This is a genomic window from Proteiniborus sp. MB09-C3, assembly GCF_030263895.1.
Lineage (GTDB): Bacteria > Bacillota > Clostridia > Tissierellales > Proteiniboraceae > Proteiniborus.
The window spans coordinates 2,780,482-2,799,825 of sequence record NZ_CP127161.1; the positions used below are offsets into that span (position 1 = coordinate 2,780,482).

The 19,344-nt window shown below is 32.1% G+C and carries 21 protein-coding genes and 1 other annotated feature; of the genes, 1 reads left to right on the forward strand and 20 read right to left on the reverse strand.

From position 1 onward, the window contains the following. Positions 1 to 4: 4 nt before the first annotated feature. From QO263_RS13610 to QO263_RS13700, 19 genes are all read right to left on the reverse strand, one after another. Positions 5 to 1,234: a peptidase U32 family protein gene (locus QO263_RS13610; RefSeq protein WP_285622492.1), complete on the reverse strand. Its 1,230-nt coding sequence runs from the start codon at positions 1,232 to 1,234 to the stop codon at positions 5 to 7. Next, on the reverse strand, positions 1,227 to 1,889 hold the full coding sequence (locus QO263_RS13615) for an O-methyltransferase (RefSeq protein ID WP_285622494.1): 663 nt from the start codon (positions 1,887 to 1,889) through the stop codon (positions 1,227 to 1,229). Before QO263_RS13615 ends, QO263_RS13610 begins: the two co-directional genes overlap by 8 nt. A gap of 297 nt (positions 1,890 to 2,186) precedes the next feature. Continuing rightward, complete coding sequence (mltG, locus tag QO263_RS13620) at positions 2,187 to 3,260, reverse strand: endolytic transglycosylase MltG (protein WP_285622497.1); 1,074 nt, start codon at positions 3,258 to 3,260, stop codon at positions 2,187 to 2,189. A 189-nt stretch (positions 3,261 to 3,449) separates the two neighbouring features. Further along, positions 3,450 to 3,938 (reverse strand): QueT transporter family protein, encoded by a 489-nt coding sequence (locus tag QO263_RS13625; protein ID WP_285622500.1) that lies wholly within the window; start codon positions 3,936 to 3,938, stop codon positions 3,450 to 3,452. Positions 3,939 to 4,000: 62 nt separating this feature from the next. Continuing rightward, the gene (locus tag QO263_RS13630; protein WP_285622502.1) at positions 4,001 to 5,665 is read right to left on the reverse strand and encodes a ribonuclease J; all 1,665 of its coding nucleotides are present in this window, start codon (positions 5,663 to 5,665) and stop codon (positions 4,001 to 4,003) included. 247 nt (positions 5,666 to 5,912) lie between these two features. Next, the gene (locus QO263_RS13635) at positions 5,913 to 6,347 is read right to left on the reverse strand and encodes a Fur family transcriptional regulator (protein ID WP_285622505.1); all 435 of its coding nucleotides are present in this window, start codon (positions 6,345 to 6,347) and stop codon (positions 5,913 to 5,915) included. Positions 6,348 to 6,463: 116 nt separating this feature from the next. Next, the gene (locus tag QO263_RS13640; RefSeq protein WP_285622507.1) at positions 6,464 to 6,727 is read right to left on the reverse strand and encodes a DUF1292 domain-containing protein; all 264 of its coding nucleotides are present in this window, start codon (positions 6,725 to 6,727) and stop codon (positions 6,464 to 6,466) included. 4 nt (positions 6,728 to 6,731) lie between these two features. Next, on the reverse strand, positions 6,732 to 7,154 hold the full coding sequence (gene ruvX / locus QO263_RS13645) for a Holliday junction resolvase RuvX (protein WP_285622509.1): 423 nt from the start codon (positions 7,152 to 7,154) through the stop codon (positions 6,732 to 6,734). Positions 7,155 to 7,166: 12 nt separating this feature from the next. Next, a complete protein-coding gene (locus tag QO263_RS13650; protein ID WP_285622511.1) occupies positions 7,167 to 8,117 on the reverse strand; it encodes an aldo/keto reductase in 951 nt (316 codons plus the stop codon). A gap of 83 nt (positions 8,118 to 8,200) precedes the next feature. Continuing rightward, complete coding sequence (locus QO263_RS13655; RefSeq protein WP_285622514.1) at positions 8,201 to 8,362, reverse strand: hypothetical protein; 162 nt, start codon at positions 8,360 to 8,362, stop codon at positions 8,201 to 8,203. Positions 8,363 to 8,855: 493 nt separating this feature from the next. Continuing rightward, complete coding sequence (locus QO263_RS13660) at positions 8,856 to 9,110, reverse strand: IreB family regulatory phosphoprotein (RefSeq protein ID WP_285622516.1); 255 nt, start codon at positions 9,108 to 9,110, stop codon at positions 8,856 to 8,858. A 151-nt stretch (positions 9,111 to 9,261) separates the two neighbouring features. Continuing rightward, positions 9,262 to 11,901 carry an alanine--tRNA ligase gene (gene alaS, locus QO263_RS13665; RefSeq protein ID WP_285622519.1) on the reverse strand — a complete coding sequence of 880 codons (2,640 nt, stop codon included), beginning with the start codon at positions 11,899 to 11,901 and terminating at the stop codon, positions 9,262 to 9,264. A 56-nt stretch (positions 11,902 to 11,957) separates the two neighbouring features. Then, positions 11,958 to 12,162 (reverse strand) — a binding site (T-box leader). A 98-nt stretch (positions 12,163 to 12,260) separates the two neighbouring features. Beyond that, positions 12,261 to 13,439 (reverse strand): AI-2E family transporter, encoded by a 1,179-nt coding sequence (locus QO263_RS13670; protein WP_285622522.1) that lies wholly within the window; start codon positions 13,437 to 13,439, stop codon positions 12,261 to 12,263. Positions 13,440 to 13,485: 46 nt separating this feature from the next. Then, positions 13,486 to 13,647, reverse strand: a complete 162-nt coding sequence (locus QO263_RS13675; protein ID WP_285622526.1) for a YtxH domain-containing protein — start codon at positions 13,645 to 13,647, stop codon at positions 13,486 to 13,488. A gap of 49 nt (positions 13,648 to 13,696) precedes the next feature. After that, positions 13,697 to 14,230, reverse strand: a complete 534-nt coding sequence (locus tag QO263_RS13680) for a PRC-barrel domain-containing protein (RefSeq protein ID WP_285622528.1) — start codon at positions 14,228 to 14,230, stop codon at positions 13,697 to 13,699. Positions 14,231 to 14,525: 295 nt separating this feature from the next. After that, positions 14,526 to 14,954: a Fe-S cluster assembly scaffold protein NifU gene (gene nifU / locus QO263_RS13685; protein WP_285629318.1), complete on the reverse strand. Its 429-nt coding sequence runs from the start codon at positions 14,952 to 14,954 to the stop codon at positions 14,526 to 14,528. Between the two features lie 9 nt (positions 14,955 to 14,963). Beyond that, on the reverse strand, positions 14,964 to 16,136 hold the full coding sequence (nifS, locus tag QO263_RS13690; protein ID WP_502928722.1) for a cysteine desulfurase NifS: 1,173 nt from the start codon (positions 16,134 to 16,136) through the stop codon (positions 14,964 to 14,966). A gap of 46 nt (positions 16,137 to 16,182) precedes the next feature. Continuing rightward, entirely contained in the window at positions 16,183 to 16,632 is a 450-nt protein-coding gene (locus tag QO263_RS13695; protein WP_285622534.1) for an RrF2 family transcriptional regulator, read from the reverse strand. A 178-nt stretch (positions 16,633 to 16,810) separates the two neighbouring features. Next, positions 16,811 to 17,443 carry a hypothetical protein gene (locus tag QO263_RS13700; protein WP_285622536.1) on the reverse strand — a complete coding sequence of 211 codons (633 nt, stop codon included), beginning with the start codon at positions 17,441 to 17,443 and terminating at the stop codon, positions 16,811 to 16,813. A gap of 112 nt (positions 17,444 to 17,555) precedes the next feature. On the opposite strand from QO263_RS13700, the gene QO263_RS13705 reads away from it, so the two are divergent. Next, on the forward strand, positions 17,556 to 18,995 hold the full coding sequence (locus QO263_RS13705; RefSeq protein WP_285622538.1) for a hypothetical protein: 1,440 nt from the start codon (positions 17,556 to 17,558) through the stop codon (positions 18,993 to 18,995). Here QO263_RS13705 and QO263_RS13710 read toward each other — a convergent pair. Further along, complete coding sequence (locus tag QO263_RS13710) at positions 18,992 to 19,294, reverse strand: putative Se/S carrier protein (RefSeq protein WP_285622540.1); 303 nt, start codon at positions 19,292 to 19,294, stop codon at positions 18,992 to 18,994. The two genes, QO263_RS13705 and QO263_RS13710, sit on opposite strands and share 4 nt — an antisense overlap. Positions 19,295 to 19,344: the final 50 nt, after the last annotated feature.

The window sequence follows — 19,344 nt, forward strand, 5'->3', positions numbered from 1 at the left end:
GCTATCATTCCTCTCTAGGTTTTCTAATAATGTCCCAAGTTTCAACAGGTTTATCCATCTTGATCTTTATAATCTGCTGTGCATGAGGGGCAACATCAATTTCATTATTAGCTTTGTCCCACATTTTTTCAATTACTTGGTTAAAATGCTCCTTATTAGGTCCAAAAACCTCAATCTCATTACCAACAAAGATTCTATTCCTTTGTTCTACTGTTGCTATACTTGTGCTATTGTCATAATCTAGTACCAATCCTAGAAAGTCATATGTTCTAATATATGAACTGCTAGTATATAACTGTTCGTTACCTGTTGGCTTTCCAAAGTAAAAACCTGTTGTATGATCTCTATGACTAGCTTTTTTTATTTCTTCCAACCATTTTTCGTTGAACTTATAATTAGCTGGATCAGCAAAGTATTCGTCCATAGCCATTCTGTATGATCTTACTACTGTAGCAACATAATATGGGCTTTTCATTCTGCCCTCTATCTTAAAGCTCTTTACCCCAGCCTCTACTAACTCCGGAATATGTTCTATCATACATAAATCCTTCGAGTTAAAAATATAAGTACCATTCTCATCCTCATATACTGGATAGTATTCATCTGGTCTTTTCTCTTCTACTAAATTATACTTCCATCTACAGGACTGTGCACACTCACCTCTATTTGCATCCCTATGCGTCATATAGTTACTTAGAAGACATCTCCCTGAGTAAGATATACACATTGCACCATGAATAAAGGTCTCAATTTCCAATTCAGGAGGTATTTTATCTATAATTTCTTTGATTTCATTTATAGATAGTTCCCTAGCCAACACTATTCTTTTGACCCCTATTTTATGCCAAAAATTTGCTGATAGGTAATTTGTAGTATTAGCCTGAGTACTAATATGAATCTCCATATTTGGAGCAATCTCTTTTACCACTGAAACTACTCCAGGATCAGATACAATAACAGCATCTACACCTATTTCATCTAGTGTTTTTAAATATTCAGGTAGACCACTTAAATCTTCATTGTGCGGAATGATATTTAAAGTAACATATAATCTTCTTCCTCTTGAATGAGCAAATTCTAAGCCTTCTTTAATCTCATCAATAGAGAAATTTTTTGATGAAGCTCTAAGCCCAAATGCTTCGCCACCTAAGTATACAGCATCTGCTCCATAAACTATGGCCATCTTAAGCTTTTCTATATCTCCAGCTGGAGCTAAAAGCTCAGGTCTATTCATTTTCCTTTACCTCCTTTTTATAAGTAATGGCAACTCCATCACCAATTGGTATTACACTTGATTCTAAGTCTTTATTGCTAGTTATATAATCTAAATAATTTCTCATTCTCTTCACTATGGTTTTTTTCCTTCTCAATACTAGCTCATCACTGGCTACCATTCCTTTATACAGGACATTGTCTGAAAGGATAATTCCCCCATCAGCTAAGTTTCTTATACAATGAGGAAAGAACTCCATATATTGTCCCTTTGCAGCATCTATAAATATAAAATCAAACTTATCGTCAATGTTAGGCAGTACTTCCTCTGCTTCGCCTTTGATTATTTCTATCATATTTGAATATCCATTATCATGTATATTTTTCTCAGCAAGACCTGTCATATCATCTCTTTTTTCTATAGAGATAACCTTGCCATCCTTTTCCATAGCACTAGCCATCACTAATGCAGAATAGCCGATTGCAGTTCCAATCTCTAGTATTCTCTTAGGCTTTGTAATGCTTATCAAAACCCTAATAAGCTGAGCCACTTCAGGATGAATTATTGGCACATGATTAAGTTCTGCGTACTTCTCTAGCTCTACAAAAAAATTATCTCTTGATGGAATTAAACCCCGTATATATTCCTCAACGCTGCTTTCATTTATATTGCTCAACCAACTCTCTCCTTGCATAAAAAATCATTTTCCACAGTCTCGCTACACAAATTTATGATCTGGCATAATTGTAGTACTCAGAAACTTGCTTTCTGAGCCTCCTTTATTTTTCGATAAAATCATTCAAAAAATCAGGTTAGGTCATAAATAATACGTGGGCAGTCTCCACGTATTATCTTTACAAAATATTCTATCCAACCTAGTAATTAAAATACTATCATTAAATTTGACAGTCCAAAATATATTTTAGCCTATTTATATGAACTTTAAAAAACAAAATTTTACTTTTATAAAGAATTATCTTTTATTTTGTATTCTGTTTTTTGCTTTTTTATGCTCATCGTATGTCACACTAAAAGTATGAGTTCCTGTTTCATCCTCATTAAATACAAAAAACTTATAGTCTACATCAGCAGGATTAACAGCAGCTTCAATTGACCTTATACCTGGAGAAGCAATAGGCCCAGGTGGCAATCCTTGATTAATATAGGTATTATATGGTGAATCAATCAAGGTATCTTCAGTGGATAAAACTGGTTTTCTTTCTCCTAGAATATATTGTACAGTAGCACATGATTGTAGTGCCATTCCTACCTTTATCCTATTATGAAAAACACCTGATATTATTTCTCTTTCACTATCGACTCTACCTTCTCTTTCAATAATTGAAGCAAGAGCTATAACTTGATTTATGTCTAAATCTAATTCTTCTGCCTTCGCTTTTAGTTCATCAGTATATAGGCTATCAAATCTGCTTAGCATTTTCTTAACAATATCCTTTTCACTTACATCAGTATATACCTCGTAAGTATCTGGATACAAATAGCCCTCAAGTGATAGTTCTTCAGGAACATCCTTTAGAAAATCAAACTCAGATGAAAAATTGGAAACTTTTGAAGTTAATTCGAGAAAAGAATTTTTATCAACTAAACCCATTTCGCTTAATCTTTCAGCAATCTGTTTTAACTCAAAGCCTTCTGGTATAGTAAATGTAACAGAATCCTTTTCAACTCCTCCTGCCACCAACTTCCTCATAATTTCTTCCTGAGTCATACCATTATTTAATACGTATTTCCCAGCTTTAAACTTCCCATCCATCTTTTCGTATTTTGCAAATAAACTAAAAATCAAATCATTTCTAATAAGATTATTGTCTTTCAAAATTTTTGCTATACCATTTGATGATGTTCCCTTTGGTATTACAATTTGTATTTCTTTAATATTTTCTACTGCCATTGGCTGCAATTGGTTGTCCACAAATTTTTTAAAGCTAATAATAGATATTGCAATAATTACTAGGACAATAATAAAAAGATATAGTAATATAGGCTTTTTTCTTCTTTTTTTGCTGCCTTCAATAGTCTGGGTCATATTGCTCCCCCTTTTATCTTATTGTTTCTTAAATTATACAATACTTGCTACTGTAAATACAAGAAGTATGAACAAAAATCGGCAAATAAAGATGCTTATTTTAGTTAACATAATCTAATTATGGTAAGCTAGCAATTTGATTCTTAAAAATCTATAAACACCAAGCAGAATCCTAACTTTATAATATAATTAATTATATCCGCTTTTTTTCATTCTATTGTATGCATATAATACTATATTTCCAAACAAACCAACAGCAACTAATTCCCCTGCACCAATACCTGCTGCTACTGCCCAATAACCTAACTCTGGGAAAAAAGAAGATACCCATATTGATACTAAAAGAGCATTCAATATAACAGGCGGTAAAATACCCAAAAACTTATTTGGCATTTTACTAGTCAAGTATGCAGAAATTAAGGTTATTAGACTTCCTCCTACAACATCAATAAGCCCATAGCCTGAAGCAAAAGTGAGTATTAAATTTGCAATAAAGCAACCGACAAAGACTCCTGGAATAGCAGCGGATTCTACTAAAGGCAATAAAACTAAAGCCTCTGCAACTCTCACTTGAATAGGGCCAAAGGCAAGCTGTCCTAAAGGTATTTCGATAATTACTAAAATAACATATAACGCTGCTATCATTCCTGCTTTTGCTAAGTATTTAGTATTTTTCATTCTTTCCCTCCAAATATGATCATTAATTAACCAAAGAGAAGTCGTAGTTAATACTACGACTATTATACCTCCATGATAATTGGAAGAATCATTGGGTTTCTCTTAATTTTTTCATAAAGGAAATTTCTTAATGCATCCTTAATACTAGATTTTAGTGTTGCCCAATCTGTAATTTTATTTTTTTCACATTCTGTTAATACATCTCTTACAATGGTTCTAGCCTCTTCCATTAAATCTTCTGATTCTCTAACATAAACGAACCCTCTAGATACTATATCTGGTCCTGAAATCACATAGCCTTCTTGTTTACTTATAGTAACTACTACAACAATAAGACCATCCTCTGAAAGATGCTTTCTATCTCGAAGTACTATATTACCTACATCGCCAACACCTAGTCCATCAACTAATATATTACCTGCAGGAACACTTCCTACTATAGCTCCACTATCCTTAGTAAATTCAATTATAGATCCATTCTCAGCAATAAATATGTTTTCTTTTGGCATCCCTAGCTCATGGGCTAAACCAGCATGTTGTTTTAAATGCCTATATTCACCATGTACTGGAATAAAAAACTTAGGCTTCAGCAAACTATGCATTAGCTTTAGCTCTTCCTGGCAAGCATGGCCTGAAACGTGTACATCAGCCAAAGCTTCATAAATAACATTAGCTCCTCTTTTAAACAACTGATTTATTACCTTTGCTACTGTCTTCTCATTGCCTGGAATTGGACTAGCTGATATTATAACTAAGTCTCCTGGCATTAATTCCATCTTTCTGTGGTCTGAAGATGCAATTCTTGCAAGAGCAGACATAGGCTCTCCCTGGCTGCCAGTAGTTATAACTACTATTTTATTGTCTGGGTATCTATGCATATCATTTATATCGATTAAAGTGCCTTCAGGTACATCTAAATATCCTAAATCTGTAGCTACTTTTACTACATTAACCATGCTTCTTCCTGATACAACAACTTTCCTATCAAAAAGAACCGCTGCATTGACTACCTGTTGCACTCTATGAATATTAGAAGCAAAAGTGGCTACAATGATTCTTTGTTTAGCAGTTAAAAATATATCCTTAAACGTATCTCCAACCGTCTTTTCAGACATTGTATATCCCGGTCTCTCTACATTAGTACTATCAGCTAAGAGAACTAACACTCCCTTTTTCCCTAGCTCTGAGAGCTTATGAAAATCCATTACTTCTCCATTAATTGGAGTATAGTCAACTTTAAAGTCTCCCGTATGAACTACTGTTCCCACAGGTGTATGGATAGCTAAAGCTACAGAATCAGGTATACTATGAGATGTTCTTATGAATTCAATATCAAATTGACCAAGCTTTATACTTTGTGATGCTTTAACTACATTCAAAATGGTATTACTAATATTATGTTCCTTAAATTTATTTTCGACTAATCCAAGAGTAAGCTTAGTTCCATATATAGGTACATTAATTTTCTTCAATACATATGGCAATGCCCCTATATGATCCTCATGTCCATGAGTTAAAACTATACCCTTTATTTTTTCTCTATTCTTTAATAGATATGTTATATCTGGAATAACTACATCTATCCCTAGCATTTCGTCTTCAGGAAAAATAAGTCCGCAATCAATAACGATAATATCATCCTCATATTCGATAGCCGTAATGTTTTTTCCTACTTCATATAAACCCCCTAGAGGAATTATTTTTAATTTTGATGATTTTTTTGCCACTCTGTCACTCTCCTTTTATCTTTTCACTTAAATATACAAAAACTCACGCTCAAATAATTTTATTCTTATATTTGAATACCATTTTATGCAGCTTCACTTTTCATCTAATATTATTCTATCCATAAAACCATTAAAAATTTCAAATGCAAATAGCATACAGAAACTTTCCTAATGGTACTTTTCCCCACATCATAGTTACCCATAGCCTTACAAAATTGTAAAAAAATAAATCCCAAATTGGGATTTACTACTTACAATCTTTGCAATAACCAAAAAACTTTACATTATGATCTATAACCTTAAAATTTTTCTGTTTTTCGATTTCCAATTCAAGATTCTCAAGTAAGTCCAATTCGACCTCTAATACTTTACCACAGTTTAAACAAATAAGATGATGATGCTGGTGGTCATTAGAAGAAGAACTTAGTTCGTATCTGCTGCACCCATCATTAAAATTCAGCTTGTAAATAATATTTAATTGTTCAAATAACTGCAACGTTCTATATACAGTAGCAAGCCCAATTTCAGGATATTTATCTCTTACGCTATCGTATATCTCCTCAGGGCTTAAATGTCTACCATGATTTTCCAAGATCACGTCCAATATAACTCTTCTCTGTGTTGTAAGCTTATACCCTTTTTCCTTAAGCTTTGTTTTTAAATCGTCAAAAAAATTATCCATCATTCCACCTGCTTATTTGCTTTATAAATATAGTCTATTATTATAACATGCAAAAGTCAACAAATATGTAAGTAATTATAACAAATTTGCCTTAGAATAAGCATATGAAAAAACGACTACAGTATTTCATCTGCAATAGCCTCATAGACAGCCACAGCATTTTCAAGTTCTTCTTCATCTTCAATATTTACTAATAGTAATTCTCCATTTTCGTCATACTCAATTCGCAAAATGTAAGCCCCATCTTCAGCTTCTTCGTTTTGTAACGGAAACAATACTGCATACTCATCTTCCTCAATATCAAATGTTGCCATTACTTCGAATTTTTGCTCTTTACCATTTTCATCTATTAATGAAATAATATTGTCATCATTTACCATGCTCTCATTCTCCTTTTTTATTTTTTTCTAAATAAGAGTTTAAAATATATGTTGCTGCTACCTTATCAATTACATCTTTTCTTTTTTTTCTACTCACATCTGCATCTATAAGCAATCTTTCCGCAGATACTGTAGTTAGTCTTTCATCCTGTAATACTACATTAACATTAAATTTACCCTTGAATTTTTCAACAAAATGCAATACTTTTTCCCCCTGCGGGCCAATAGTATTGTTCATATTCTTCGGTAATCCAATTACAACTTCAACAATATTATATTCACTAATCAATGCTTTTAATTCGCTAAAATCACTATTGATTCCCTTTCTTCTTATAGTAGTAATTCCTTGGGCAGTAATACCTAATGGGTCGCTTATTGCCACCCCAATAGTTTTATCTCCTACATCAAGCCCCATTATTCTTTCCATAAACTCCTCCAATTATATTACTTTTATGCAAAACTCTGGACATTTTCTTGCACAATAACCGCAAAGGACACATTTCTCCATAATTGGAACTGCTTTATTATTTACTAAATGTACTCCACCGTTCTTACATGTCTCTACACAGGAACCGCAGCCTATACACCAATCTGAAATATGAAGCCTTCTTTCCTTCTTTTTAATTCTTTGTTTAATATCATCAGGAATATATCCACTGTTAATCAAACTTACATTCGCATCTACTTCATCTTTGCTTTGCATTCCCATGGCAAATGAATGTAAATATGGTACATTTCTAACAAAATCAACTGATTCCTCTACGCTCTTAATTAAATGTCCTCCGCCTAAGGGCTTCATACCGTAAATGCCTTTTCCGATATTATAGGATATTTTTAATGCAGCTATCATATCATCCACACTTCCATCCTGTATTCCTATTCCTAATTTGTTGATTATAGGATGTATCACTTCAATTTCTCTGTATTGGTTAGCTGCCAACACAGCTTCTACTCTATGGGTGGATATGCCTATAGCTCTAATAATGCCCTTTTCTTTAGCTTTCATAAAATACTCTATCGCTTCATAATGTCCACGAATTGTATGCTTGCTCTCCTGCTCATGCAATAGAAAAATATCTATATAATCTGTGTCTAATTCACTTAAAGCCTTAGATAAACTTTTTTCAGCTGTTTCTTTTGAATAAGAATATGATTTTGTAGCTATAACTATATCTTTTCTATTTACTGTTTTTAATGCTTCTTTTATATGCCCATAATTATCGTATATTTCTGCTGTATCTATGAAATTAATGCCCTTGCTAAAAGCATAGCTTATAATCTGAGCACCTTCCAAAATATCCAAATTCACCTGCAATGGCCCAATAGTTAACGATCCAAAGCATAACTCAGATACTTTTATACCTGTATTACCTAACAATCTATTTTCCACTATGTCACTTCCCTAAGATTCAGTCATATAATCAAATATATAATACATTAATATAGTCACCAAATATGCATTTGATATAGCTGCTAAAAAACTCCCGAATCATTTACTAATAATCCTACTATACTTCCTATAAGAGTGCTGATAAGCCCAGCAGAAAAATATTTGCTGCTTTTAGTTAACATAGTAATTTTCTTCTTACAATTGAACAGCATATATATTTCTCCTAATCCACTTCTAGCAATCATAAAAAGCCTTCTGTCCAGATGAGTAGGATTTAGATTTATATAGATATTAATTATACCCTAATAAAGATAAACAATAACACTATGATACCAATAATGATAACTTTTTTCAAATCAATCTTAACTTTAAAGACATATGATAAAAAAATTATATATGAAAATAACTATGTAGTAACCAATACCATTGATAAAGCAGTTAGCTTCTATAAAACTTTCAGCAGTATCTGAATTACCAAATACTGCTGTCTTATGCTCACTATTGTGTAAATTATTTCCTAACACACCTATTACGGAAGCATTAGTGCTATTATTATTTACATTGTTAAGCTTATTGATTTCAATATTAGTAATACTGTATCCTTCTGTAGTCTTTCCTGGTCTTCTTTCATAGGCAGCTTGAACTTCCTTGTCCAGGTCAAAAAAAGTTAAAGCAGCAATAAAGCATCAATACTTATGCTTCTCTTTTGCAACTTATTCAGCAATTAGACCTCTCCTATTACTTTTTCCCTAAATACTTTTTAAGAATTTCCTCTAAAAGCTCATCTCTTTCCAATTTTCTTATTAGAGTTCTTGCATTATTATGGCTAGTTATATAAGTAGGATCTCCGGACAATATGTACCCTATTATTTGGTTTATTGGATTATAGCCCTTTTCTTCTAACGCTTCATAAACCGAAAACAATATTTCTTCAGCTTGACTTTTATTATCCTTAGAAACATTAAATTTCATTGTTTGATTGATACTGTTCATAGAAACACCCCCTTATATATTTATATCATATATTGAGATTTGTATACATCTATTTATTAAAAATTCTATGGCTTGTTTGAAACACAATAGAAATTCTTAGCCAAGCACTTCTATTGTGTTTCTTCAATTTATACACTACAAAACAGTAAAACTACTTAAGCTGAGATAATACAACATCCTTTACTATACTTAAAGCCTCATCTATCTTTGAAGGATCTTTTCCACCAGCTTGAGCCATATCTGGGCGTCCACCGCCACCTCCGCCAGCCATCTTTGCTACCTCTCTAATTATGTTTCCAGCGTGTATTCCCCTACCTACTAAGTCTTTTGTTGCCATAGCTATAAATGAAACCTTATCTTCTAATACTGAGCCAAAAACAATTACTACAGAATTAATAGAGTCTCTCGCTTTATCACCTAATTGTCTAAGGCTATTCATATCCATTCCATCAATTCTTTTACTTATGACTTTAACCCCGTTTACTTCAAAGCTCTCATTTATTATATCATCTAATTTTGACATAGCCAAATCCGATTTTAGTTTTTCAACTTCTTTTTCTAAATGCTTTGTATCATCAGTTATCTGCTGTACCCTACTTATTATATCCCTTCTATTTGTTTTTAGAATATCAGCCATCTTCAATATCTGCATATCCATTTCTACAAACTGTTCATATGCTTTCTTTCCTGTAATAGCTTCAATCCTTCTAACACCAGAAGCTATACCTGATTCACTTACTATCTTAAATATTCCTATTTGACTTGAGTTTGAAATATGGGTACCTCCGCATAGCTCTTTGCTGTAGTCACCGATTTTTACTAATCTAACTACATCACCGTATTTTTCATCAAATAGTGCAGCAGCTCCCTGATTTCTAGCATCCTCCAAGGAAGTCTCTACAATTCTTACATCTAATCCCTCAAATATTTTATCGTTAACAATTTCCTCTATTCTATCAATTTCTTCTTTTTTCAATGCCTCAAAGTGTGTAAAATCAAATCTCAATCTATCTGGCATTACCAATGAACCCGCTTGATTTACATGATTCCCAAGTACTTCCTTTAACGCTTTATGAAGCAAATGAGTCACCGAGTGATTTCTAGCCGTAGATAGTCTTTCTGATTTATCAATCTCTGCGCAAACCTCAGCTCCACCTTTAAGTGTACCTTCAATTACTTCAACAAAATGTAAAATTTGTCCGCTGCCATTCTTCTTTGTATCATTTACTTTTGCAACAAATTCATTACCTCTTAGCAAGCCAGTATCGCCAACTTGACCTCCTCCTTCAGGATAAAAAGGAGTTTTGTCTAATAGTATTATACCCTTTTCATTTGAGTTTAAAATTTGAACTTCATTTTCATCCTTTAAAACTGCAATTATTTTTGAACTTAAAGCCGTTTCTGTATACCCAACAAAATCAGTTCTTATTGTACTATCAATTGACAATGGACTATCTTTACTCCATGCCTGATTATCACCTGCTTCTCTTGCCTTCCTAGCTCTTTCTCTCTGTTTCTCCATTTCAGAGTTGAATTCAATCTCATCAACCGATAAATTATGCTCTTCTAAAATTTCCTTAGTCAAATCGAGAGGGAAACCATAAGTATCGTATAATTTAAATGCAAATCCACCATTTAGTACTTTTTCATTATTATTTGACATATTTTCAATGTACTCATTTAGTATATTTATTCCCTGATCTATAGTTTCTTGGAATTTTTCTTCTTCAACCTTTAATATTTTTTGAACTTGAGGCAGTCTTTCTATTAAGTCGGGATATGCCTCTCCCCATAATTCAACTACAGTTGGTACTAGAGTATTTAAGAAATCAGTTTCTATTCCTAAAAGCTTGCCATGTCTTGCAGCTCTTCTAATCAATCTTCTTAGGACATAACCTCTGCCTTCATTGCTTGGCAAAACTCCATCGGAAACTAGAAATGTTACCGCTCTAATATGATCTGTAATTACCCTTATGGACATATCTTTCTTTTCATTTTCCCCGTAAGTAGCCCCACTCTTTTCTTCAACCTTTTTTAGCAATATTTTCATTACATCAGTACTGAAAATATTCTCTGCATTTTGCATTACAGCTGCAATTCTTTCAAGACCCATTCCTGTATCAATATTTGGGTGTGGAACAAGGTTATAATTTCCTTCCTCATCCTTATCGAATTGTGAAAAGACAAGATTCCATACCTCTACATATCTATCACAATCACATCCTGGCTTACATCTTTCGCTGCCACATCCGTATTTCTCGCCTCTATCCACATATATTTCAGAGCAAGGTCCACATGGCCCTACTTCGAGTTCCCAGAAGTTGTCTTCTTTTCCTAATTTAACAATCCTATCTGATTTGATTCCAATGTACTTATTCCATATTTCATAAGCTTCATCATCTTCCTCATAAACTGAAACCCATAGCTTTTCCACTGGAATTTCCATTCTTTCAGTCATAAACTCCCATGCCCATTCAATAGCTTCTTTTTTAAAGTAATCTCCAAAAGAGAAATTACCTAACATCTCAAAAAAAGTGCCATGTCTTGCTGTTTTACCTACATTCTCAATATCATTTGTTCTAAAACATTTTTGGCAAGTTGCCATCCTTCTTCTAGGAGGTTCTTGTGCTCCCGTAAAATATGCTTTCAATGGTGCCATTCCTGCATTTATTAATAATAAACTTTTGTCATTTTTTGGTACTAAAGAAAAGCTTGGGGCAACCAAGTGTCCTTTTTCATTAAAAAAGTCTAAAAATTCTTTTCTGATTTCATTTAATTCTGTCTTTTTCATAACCTATCTCCCCTCTAATCATTTTTTAAATATAAAAAACTCGCCCCTATATCCTACTTAGGGGCGAGTTTACCCGCGGTACCACCCTACTTACTAAAAGTTAGCCTCTCAAAAAGATAACGGATAAACCGGAAACCTCTACTATATATTCAAGGCTCCAACTCCAGGACTGCTTCAATATCCTTGCCTAAATGCCTTCCAGCCTAGGGCATTCTCTCTGCAAGGTTTGGAATATTTACTAATTCCTTTCATTGTTGTTAAATATTTATTTCTTTATAAAATAATTTATTCTCTCTATCTGTTATTGAACTATCTATAGATAGGATTATAATTTATAAGCCGTATTTTGTCAATATAGGTTATATGCGAGAAATTTTGTCAATTAGAAAGCTTGAAACTATCTTCAGAACTATTGTCGCAGGAATTGCAAAGAGCATGCCTGTAATTCCGAAATAGCTTCCTCCTATTAAAAGTGCCAGCATTATAATTACAGGATGGACCCCAACACTTTCTCCAACTATTTTAGGTGCTATTATGTTACTCTCTAATTGCTGAATAACTGTGAAAGAAATTATGACCCATAGAGCTTTCATAGGACTTTTTAACAGAGCAAATACTATAGCAGGGAAAATGCCTATTATAGGGCCAAAATAAGGTATTATATCTGCTATACCAGCAACTAAACCAATGATTATGGCAAAATCTACTCCAATAATCAGTAAAGCTATTGAAGAAGAAATACCAACAAAAGTACAGACTAATAACTGCCCTCTAATAAATCTTCCTAAAACTTTATCAACCTCTCTTCCAATTTTTAAAACATCATTTCTTTGATTTTTAGGAATTATGAGTGTGATTTTTTTCTTAAAATAATCTTTATCTTTTAAAAAATAATACGCCATAATAGGTACAATAACAAAGCTCACCATCTTTGAGAAAATACTAATTGCAGAATTAGTGATATTTCTCAAATAATTGAGAATCAGTACCTGAAAATTCTTAAGATTTTCAAAGAAAACTTCTTTTATTGCCTGAAACTCTGGAGGTAATTTATCTAAATGCTTAGAATACTTCACAGAGATGTTATTAAAATAATCATATATTCTATTGAAATAGCTAGGCAACAACCTTACTAAATTTTCAAACTCACTAGATAATTTTGGTACAATGGATACTATTAGTAAAATGATTAGAGTTAATAAAAACAAATATATAAGTAATATGCTATATGATCTTTTAAATCCTCTTTTTTCAATGATATTTACTAATGGATTAAGTAAATAAGATAGTACTATTGAATAGAACACCAATAAAAGTAATGGAGCAATTTTACTATATCCCTTAAAAAGATTATAAAATATAACTATTAGAATAACTATCACAAAAGTAAAGATAATTTTTCTACGTGAAAATTGAAGCCTATTTTCAGGCTTCACATATCTGTTGCCAATATTCAATAAGAAATATATACATAATCCCAACAATGCGGTTATAAATATACTTCGTAAATAGTCACTTAGTTTTAGAAGATTATCCATAATGTGGCTCCCTTTGATGTAAATTAAAGGCAGCTAAGCTGCCTTATTAAAATAATCCTATATTGCTAACAACACTCGTTACTATTCTTCTACCTACCTTCATTGCTTTTCTTCTCTGTCTTGGGCTCATCCTTGTGATTGCATACATTCCAGCAGTAGCACCTATTAAACTCCCTGCTACAATTCCTGATATAAATCTTCCTTTCATATTCTCACCCCATTTTTTAGATTCTTTATACTTAGTTTGGTACAAATTTTCAAAGTAATTCTAGAAGTTTTTTGTAATCTTCCTTATATCTGTCAAATGAATTTTTAGCTTCATTACTTATAATAATAGAATTCTCCCCAAAAACTGCCTCAGTAGTATATGGCAATACATTTCTACCTTCTTTAATATCTTGAATTAACCCATCTGTAAGTATAAAACCTATTATTTTTCCGTTTTTATCATCTATTAAAGTATCTTTTACATGCCCCAGACTCTCTCCATCTTCAGTTAAGATTTCTTCTTCAATTATTTTTTTTTCATTAATTAACTGATTTATTTCTGGTAATAAACTAGATTTTTCTATCATATTTTCGTTTTTGATAATCAATGCTTCTTCGCCTATTGAATCAATATTATTAAATTGAATTATTTTAGCCTCTCTAAAAATATTTCCTTCACTAACTAGAAAACCTACTATTCTATATTTTTTCTTTGAATATATTACTTCCTTTACAGTCGCAATTTTGCTTCCAGATTTTTTACATATTACTGGGAGTCCAATTATCTCACTTACTTTCCTCAATTGAATTACTCCTTTTATAAATTTCTATGTAATTAGTATTCCACATTAACAGTTGAATATTATTTTGTTTATTTCCACAGTTTGCATTTTTCGTAGTCTCGCAACGCAAGTTTATTTGCTCCCTGCTCTCACATAAATTTGATTCTTACAGGACATTCCTATATAAACCTACAATAAGATTAGCATAATTACAGTACTCAGAAACTAGTTTTCTAATTAGTTGTTGACTTTCATATAGAAAAAGAGGCTGTTTCATAACTGATTTGTAAGTTATGAAACAGCCTCTTAAGTTCTCTTATTCGTGATCGTGAACATCCTCATCAGGATTAAAGTTTTCTAATCCTTCTATGACCACATTATTCTTCTTAGAATAGTCATATAAAGCTGATTTAATAGCCTGCTCAGCTAACACTGAGCAATGCATTTTAACTGGAGGTAAGCCATCTAAAGCTTGAGCTACAGCTTTATTCGTAAGCTTCATTGCTTCTTGTATGGTCTTTCCCTTTATTAGTTCTGTAGCCATACTTGAAGAAGCTATTGCTGAGCCACATCCAAAAGTCTTAAATTTTACATCAACAATAGTATCATTTTCGATTTTTAAATACATTTTCATTATATCTCCACACTTTGGATTTCCTACTTGACCAATTCCATCAGCATTTTCAATCTCTCCAACATTTCTAGGATTCATAAAATGCTCCATAACTTTTTCTGAGTACATAATTTTACCCCCTTATATCCTTTTTACATTTTCGTATAATGGTGACATTTCTCTTAATCTATCAACTATTTTAACTAAATTCTCTACTACATAGTCTATTTCTTCTTCTGTATTAAAATCTCCCAATGTAAGTCTTAAGGATCCATGAGCAATTTCATGAGGAAGTCCTATGGCCAATAATACATGTGAAGGATCTAATGAGCCTGATGTACATGCTGAGCCGCTAGAAGCTGATATTCCTACCATATCTAAACTCAGTAACAAAGACTCTCCTTCAATAAATTCAAAGGAGAAGTTAACATTACCAGGCAGTCTATTTTTAGGATGTCCATTTAGTCTGACATAGCCAATGTTTTTATATATATCCTTTATGAACTTATCTCTTAATCTCGTAAGATTGCTATTATGCTCGTCTATAGTTTCATAAGCTAGCTCTATAGCTTTGCCAAACCCAACTATACCAGGAATGTTTTCTGTCCCAGCTCTTCTGTTTTTTTCCTGAGCTCCACCATGTATATGTGGATGAATCTTTACTCCTTGTCTTATATAAAGAGCTCCTACACCCTTTGGTCCATATAATTTATGGGCAGACATAGACAAGAGATCAATGTTCAAGTCATCAACATCTATATTAATATTTCCTATTGCCTGTACAGCATCAGTATGGAAATAAATCTTATTTTCCTTAGCTATATTACCAATTTCTTTTATTGGCTGTATGGTGCCAATTTCATTATTTGCAAACATTATAGAAATTAAGATGGTCTTATCAGTAATTGAATCTTTTAATTGCTCAATATTCACTGTTCCATTTTCATCTACGTCTAAATAAGTAACCTTAAAACCATTCTTTTCTAGGTACTCACATGTGTGAAGAACCCCATGATGTTCTATTTTTGAAGTAATAATATGATTACCCTTGTCTTTATTTGCAAAAGCAATTCCCTTTATTGCCCAGTTATCGGCCTCTGAACCACCACCTGTAAAGAAAATTTCTCTTGAATTAGCATTTAATACCTTTGCAACCTTTTCTCTGGCCTCATCTATAGCAGCTCTAGTTTCTTGACCCAGTCTATAAATACTAGATGGGTTTCCATACTTTTCTGTAAAGTAAGGAAGCATTGCTTTAAGAACTTCTTCTTTTACAGGAGTAGTTGCTGCATTATCTAGATATACTTGTCTTATCATATTTCATCCTCCCAATAAGTTGTACATATTTTAAAAAATAAGGCTAAATATAGTACATGTATCCTTTACTTCCATTTATTTTTATAAAATCATCAACCATATCTTGTAATGTGATTGAATCAATTACATCATTAATACTGTTTCTAATCTTAACCCAAACATTTTTAGTAACACAGAAATCCTCTTTTACACACTTACCTAAATTTTCATCAAGTACACACTCTGACGGTGCAATATCTCCTTCTAAAGCTCTTATAACATCTCCTACTGTAATGTTCTTAGGATCGTCATTAAGTAGATACCCTCCTTGAGCTCCTCTTACACTCGTTGCTAGTCCATTTTTTCTTAAAACTGCAATTAGCTGTTCCAAATAATGTTCAGATATATCCTGACTCTCAGCTATATTCCTTAGCACAACAGGACCTTCCCCATAGTGTAAGGCTAATTCAAACATAGCCTTAAGCCCGTATCTCCCTTTTGTTGAAAGCTTCATTAAACCACCTCTTTATAATTCCAAGTATATTACTAGGCTTTCTTTTCTAAGTATATTATACCCTACTATTTCTGTCAACATTCAATTTAAAATAATTATTTTTTTGCTGCTTTCAAAAAAAAATTAAAGGCTACTAACATTAATTAGTAGCCTAAGAGGAGCTAATTGCTCCTCTTTTTTATGCATCTGGGAATAAATCTTCAAATTGAGGAGGGAAGAAATCTGGGAATGGTTCATACTCAAAATTATCACAAATACCCGTTGGACTGAATTCTTCACACTCAGGTGGTTCTGGACAGAATCCGAATGCTGGAATAAGTAATTGCACTCTGCCTACAACTTTTACAATTATGAATACTCCAACAGCAAATGATAACACACAACCGCTTTGAGTTGGCTCTCCTAATACTCTTGAAGCTGTTTCCACCACTATTCTAAAATCAAATTCATCTCTAGCATCTGGAATAAATAATATTATGTCTTTAAAAATATCTGGTAAAAATCCGTTTATAACGGTTCCGTCAGTAGTTATTACCTCAAATGGTACTCTTAAAGTAAATCTTACTCTTCTGAAATTCGGCCTGTTTTGTATATCTGTTACGACTAAAGTATTTTCCACAATAAAACCAGGTCTAAATCTGATGTTTGCAAATGTTTTTTCTCCCAATTCAACATCTATTCTTGGGAAACATTCTCTTTGTTGACAATGTGCGTATACCTTATCAGTAATAATACATACTGTTTCAGTAATATAACTTAGATCATCCGGCACAAATGGATCACCAGGACTTGGATCGAATCCGTTTACCATAGTTTTCACTCCTTTACCCAAATATAATTTAATAAAATCATCTTTACTTTCATATTATGAATTATAGATAGAATTGTGATTGTTTTTTAATATGTTTGAAAGGGTGATATTGATGAATATTTTTTACATCAAAGATTACATAATAAAAAATTCAACAGGAGAAATCCAAAGATTTTATTTAGACAAAAATAATAGAATTAATTACGACTTATACAATAATAATTGCGTTTTAACTGATCAGTACCTTATTTCTGATGACATTATCAATGATTTCTCGCTAGACATAGATAGTAAAGACAGAGTACATTTGATTTATCTTACTAATGAGGGAAGCGTATACTACAATCTTTATTCAAATAAGAAATGGGCAAAGAAAGCTATTACTCAGTTTGATATCAGATCAAATTCTTATAGCAGTTTGGCTTTAAGAGTTAATAAAGAAAACATCCATATTTTATATTCCTTTTCGAACCTAATAAATTCAAAAGTATGGACTATTCAGCATCTTATAGGAGTTAAAGGAATTTGGGAAAAAACTAATGTAATTAGCTTCACATCCGGCAAAACAATACCAACCTACTCTTTTGATTTTGACAAATTCGATAATATTCATATGATTTATACTTCGATTGTAGAAAATGCTCAACAAATTTACTACACCTTCTTTAACTCATATTTAAAAAAGTGGAATCAAGTTCCTAGGCTACTATCAGAATATCAAGATAGTAGTGGCTATCCATATATTCTAGTTGATAAAGCTGACAATATTCATGCAATATGGACAGTCCATAAAAATAATAGCTCTGAAGTAAAATATAAGCATCTGCCACAACTGGGCAGCAGTAAAAATACATGGAAGGAAGAATACTTTCCTTTCTTGAACAATGAATATAAATACCCCATGATCTATGAAGAAATAGACTGTCTTAAAATATTTCTAATAGGTAATAACAAAATTTTTTCTCTAGTTTCCTATGATTATGGGTTTAGTTGGGGTTTAAACAACACTTTATCCATACCTGAAGAAGCTAAAATTCAAATAGCAAGATATCTTACCAATTTCCCTGGAGAGAAAAACATAAAGGAAGTGTCTCAAGTCTTATTTTGCCTAGATGGCAAAAAAATTTTACTTAAACAGAACTTAATAGACTATTTAAGTAAATTCTCTTTCATAGATGAGAAAAAAAATAAAAACATTAACTTTGAAGCTACTGAATCAACAAATACAAAAGAATTTATTGATGAGGAAGATTCTATATTAAGTTATAAAGAAAAAAATGCCGAGCACCAAAAAAAATACTTTAGCGAATTAATAGATATTACCCTTATCACAGATACACTATCTGATATATCAGATAATATGAGAAGTTTAGACGATGTTAATAAGGATTATATTTATCAATTTAAAAATATAGATAATACTCTCCTTGCACTTAAGGAGTCCATAGACATCAATAATCAATGTCTTGTAGAGATAAACAAAAAGATTGATGAACTAAGTAATAGAACCTTAAGAAAAAGGTTCTGGTCAAGACTATTTAAACGTGCTTAAATACTGTTCTTAAGGCTTATGGCATCATAAACCTTAGTTCCGTTTCTTTTTTCTACATGGTAAACACCATATATTTCTTTTTCAAAATCTGAAGAATAGTTTTTGAAATAATTTAAATCACTAAGTCTTGAAAATTTAATAGAATAGCTACATCCACCACTTATATGACATGGAGTGGATATTAACTGAAACATGCTATAGCCTGCTTTTTCTAATTTATAATACAATTGGACAGCATAGTTTTTTGATTTAAATACAGCTATATAGTATTTACTTCCGCTGATAGATTTAATGTCCATATTATCACTTCCTTTAAGTTATATGATATAAATATGTTCTGTGTAATTAA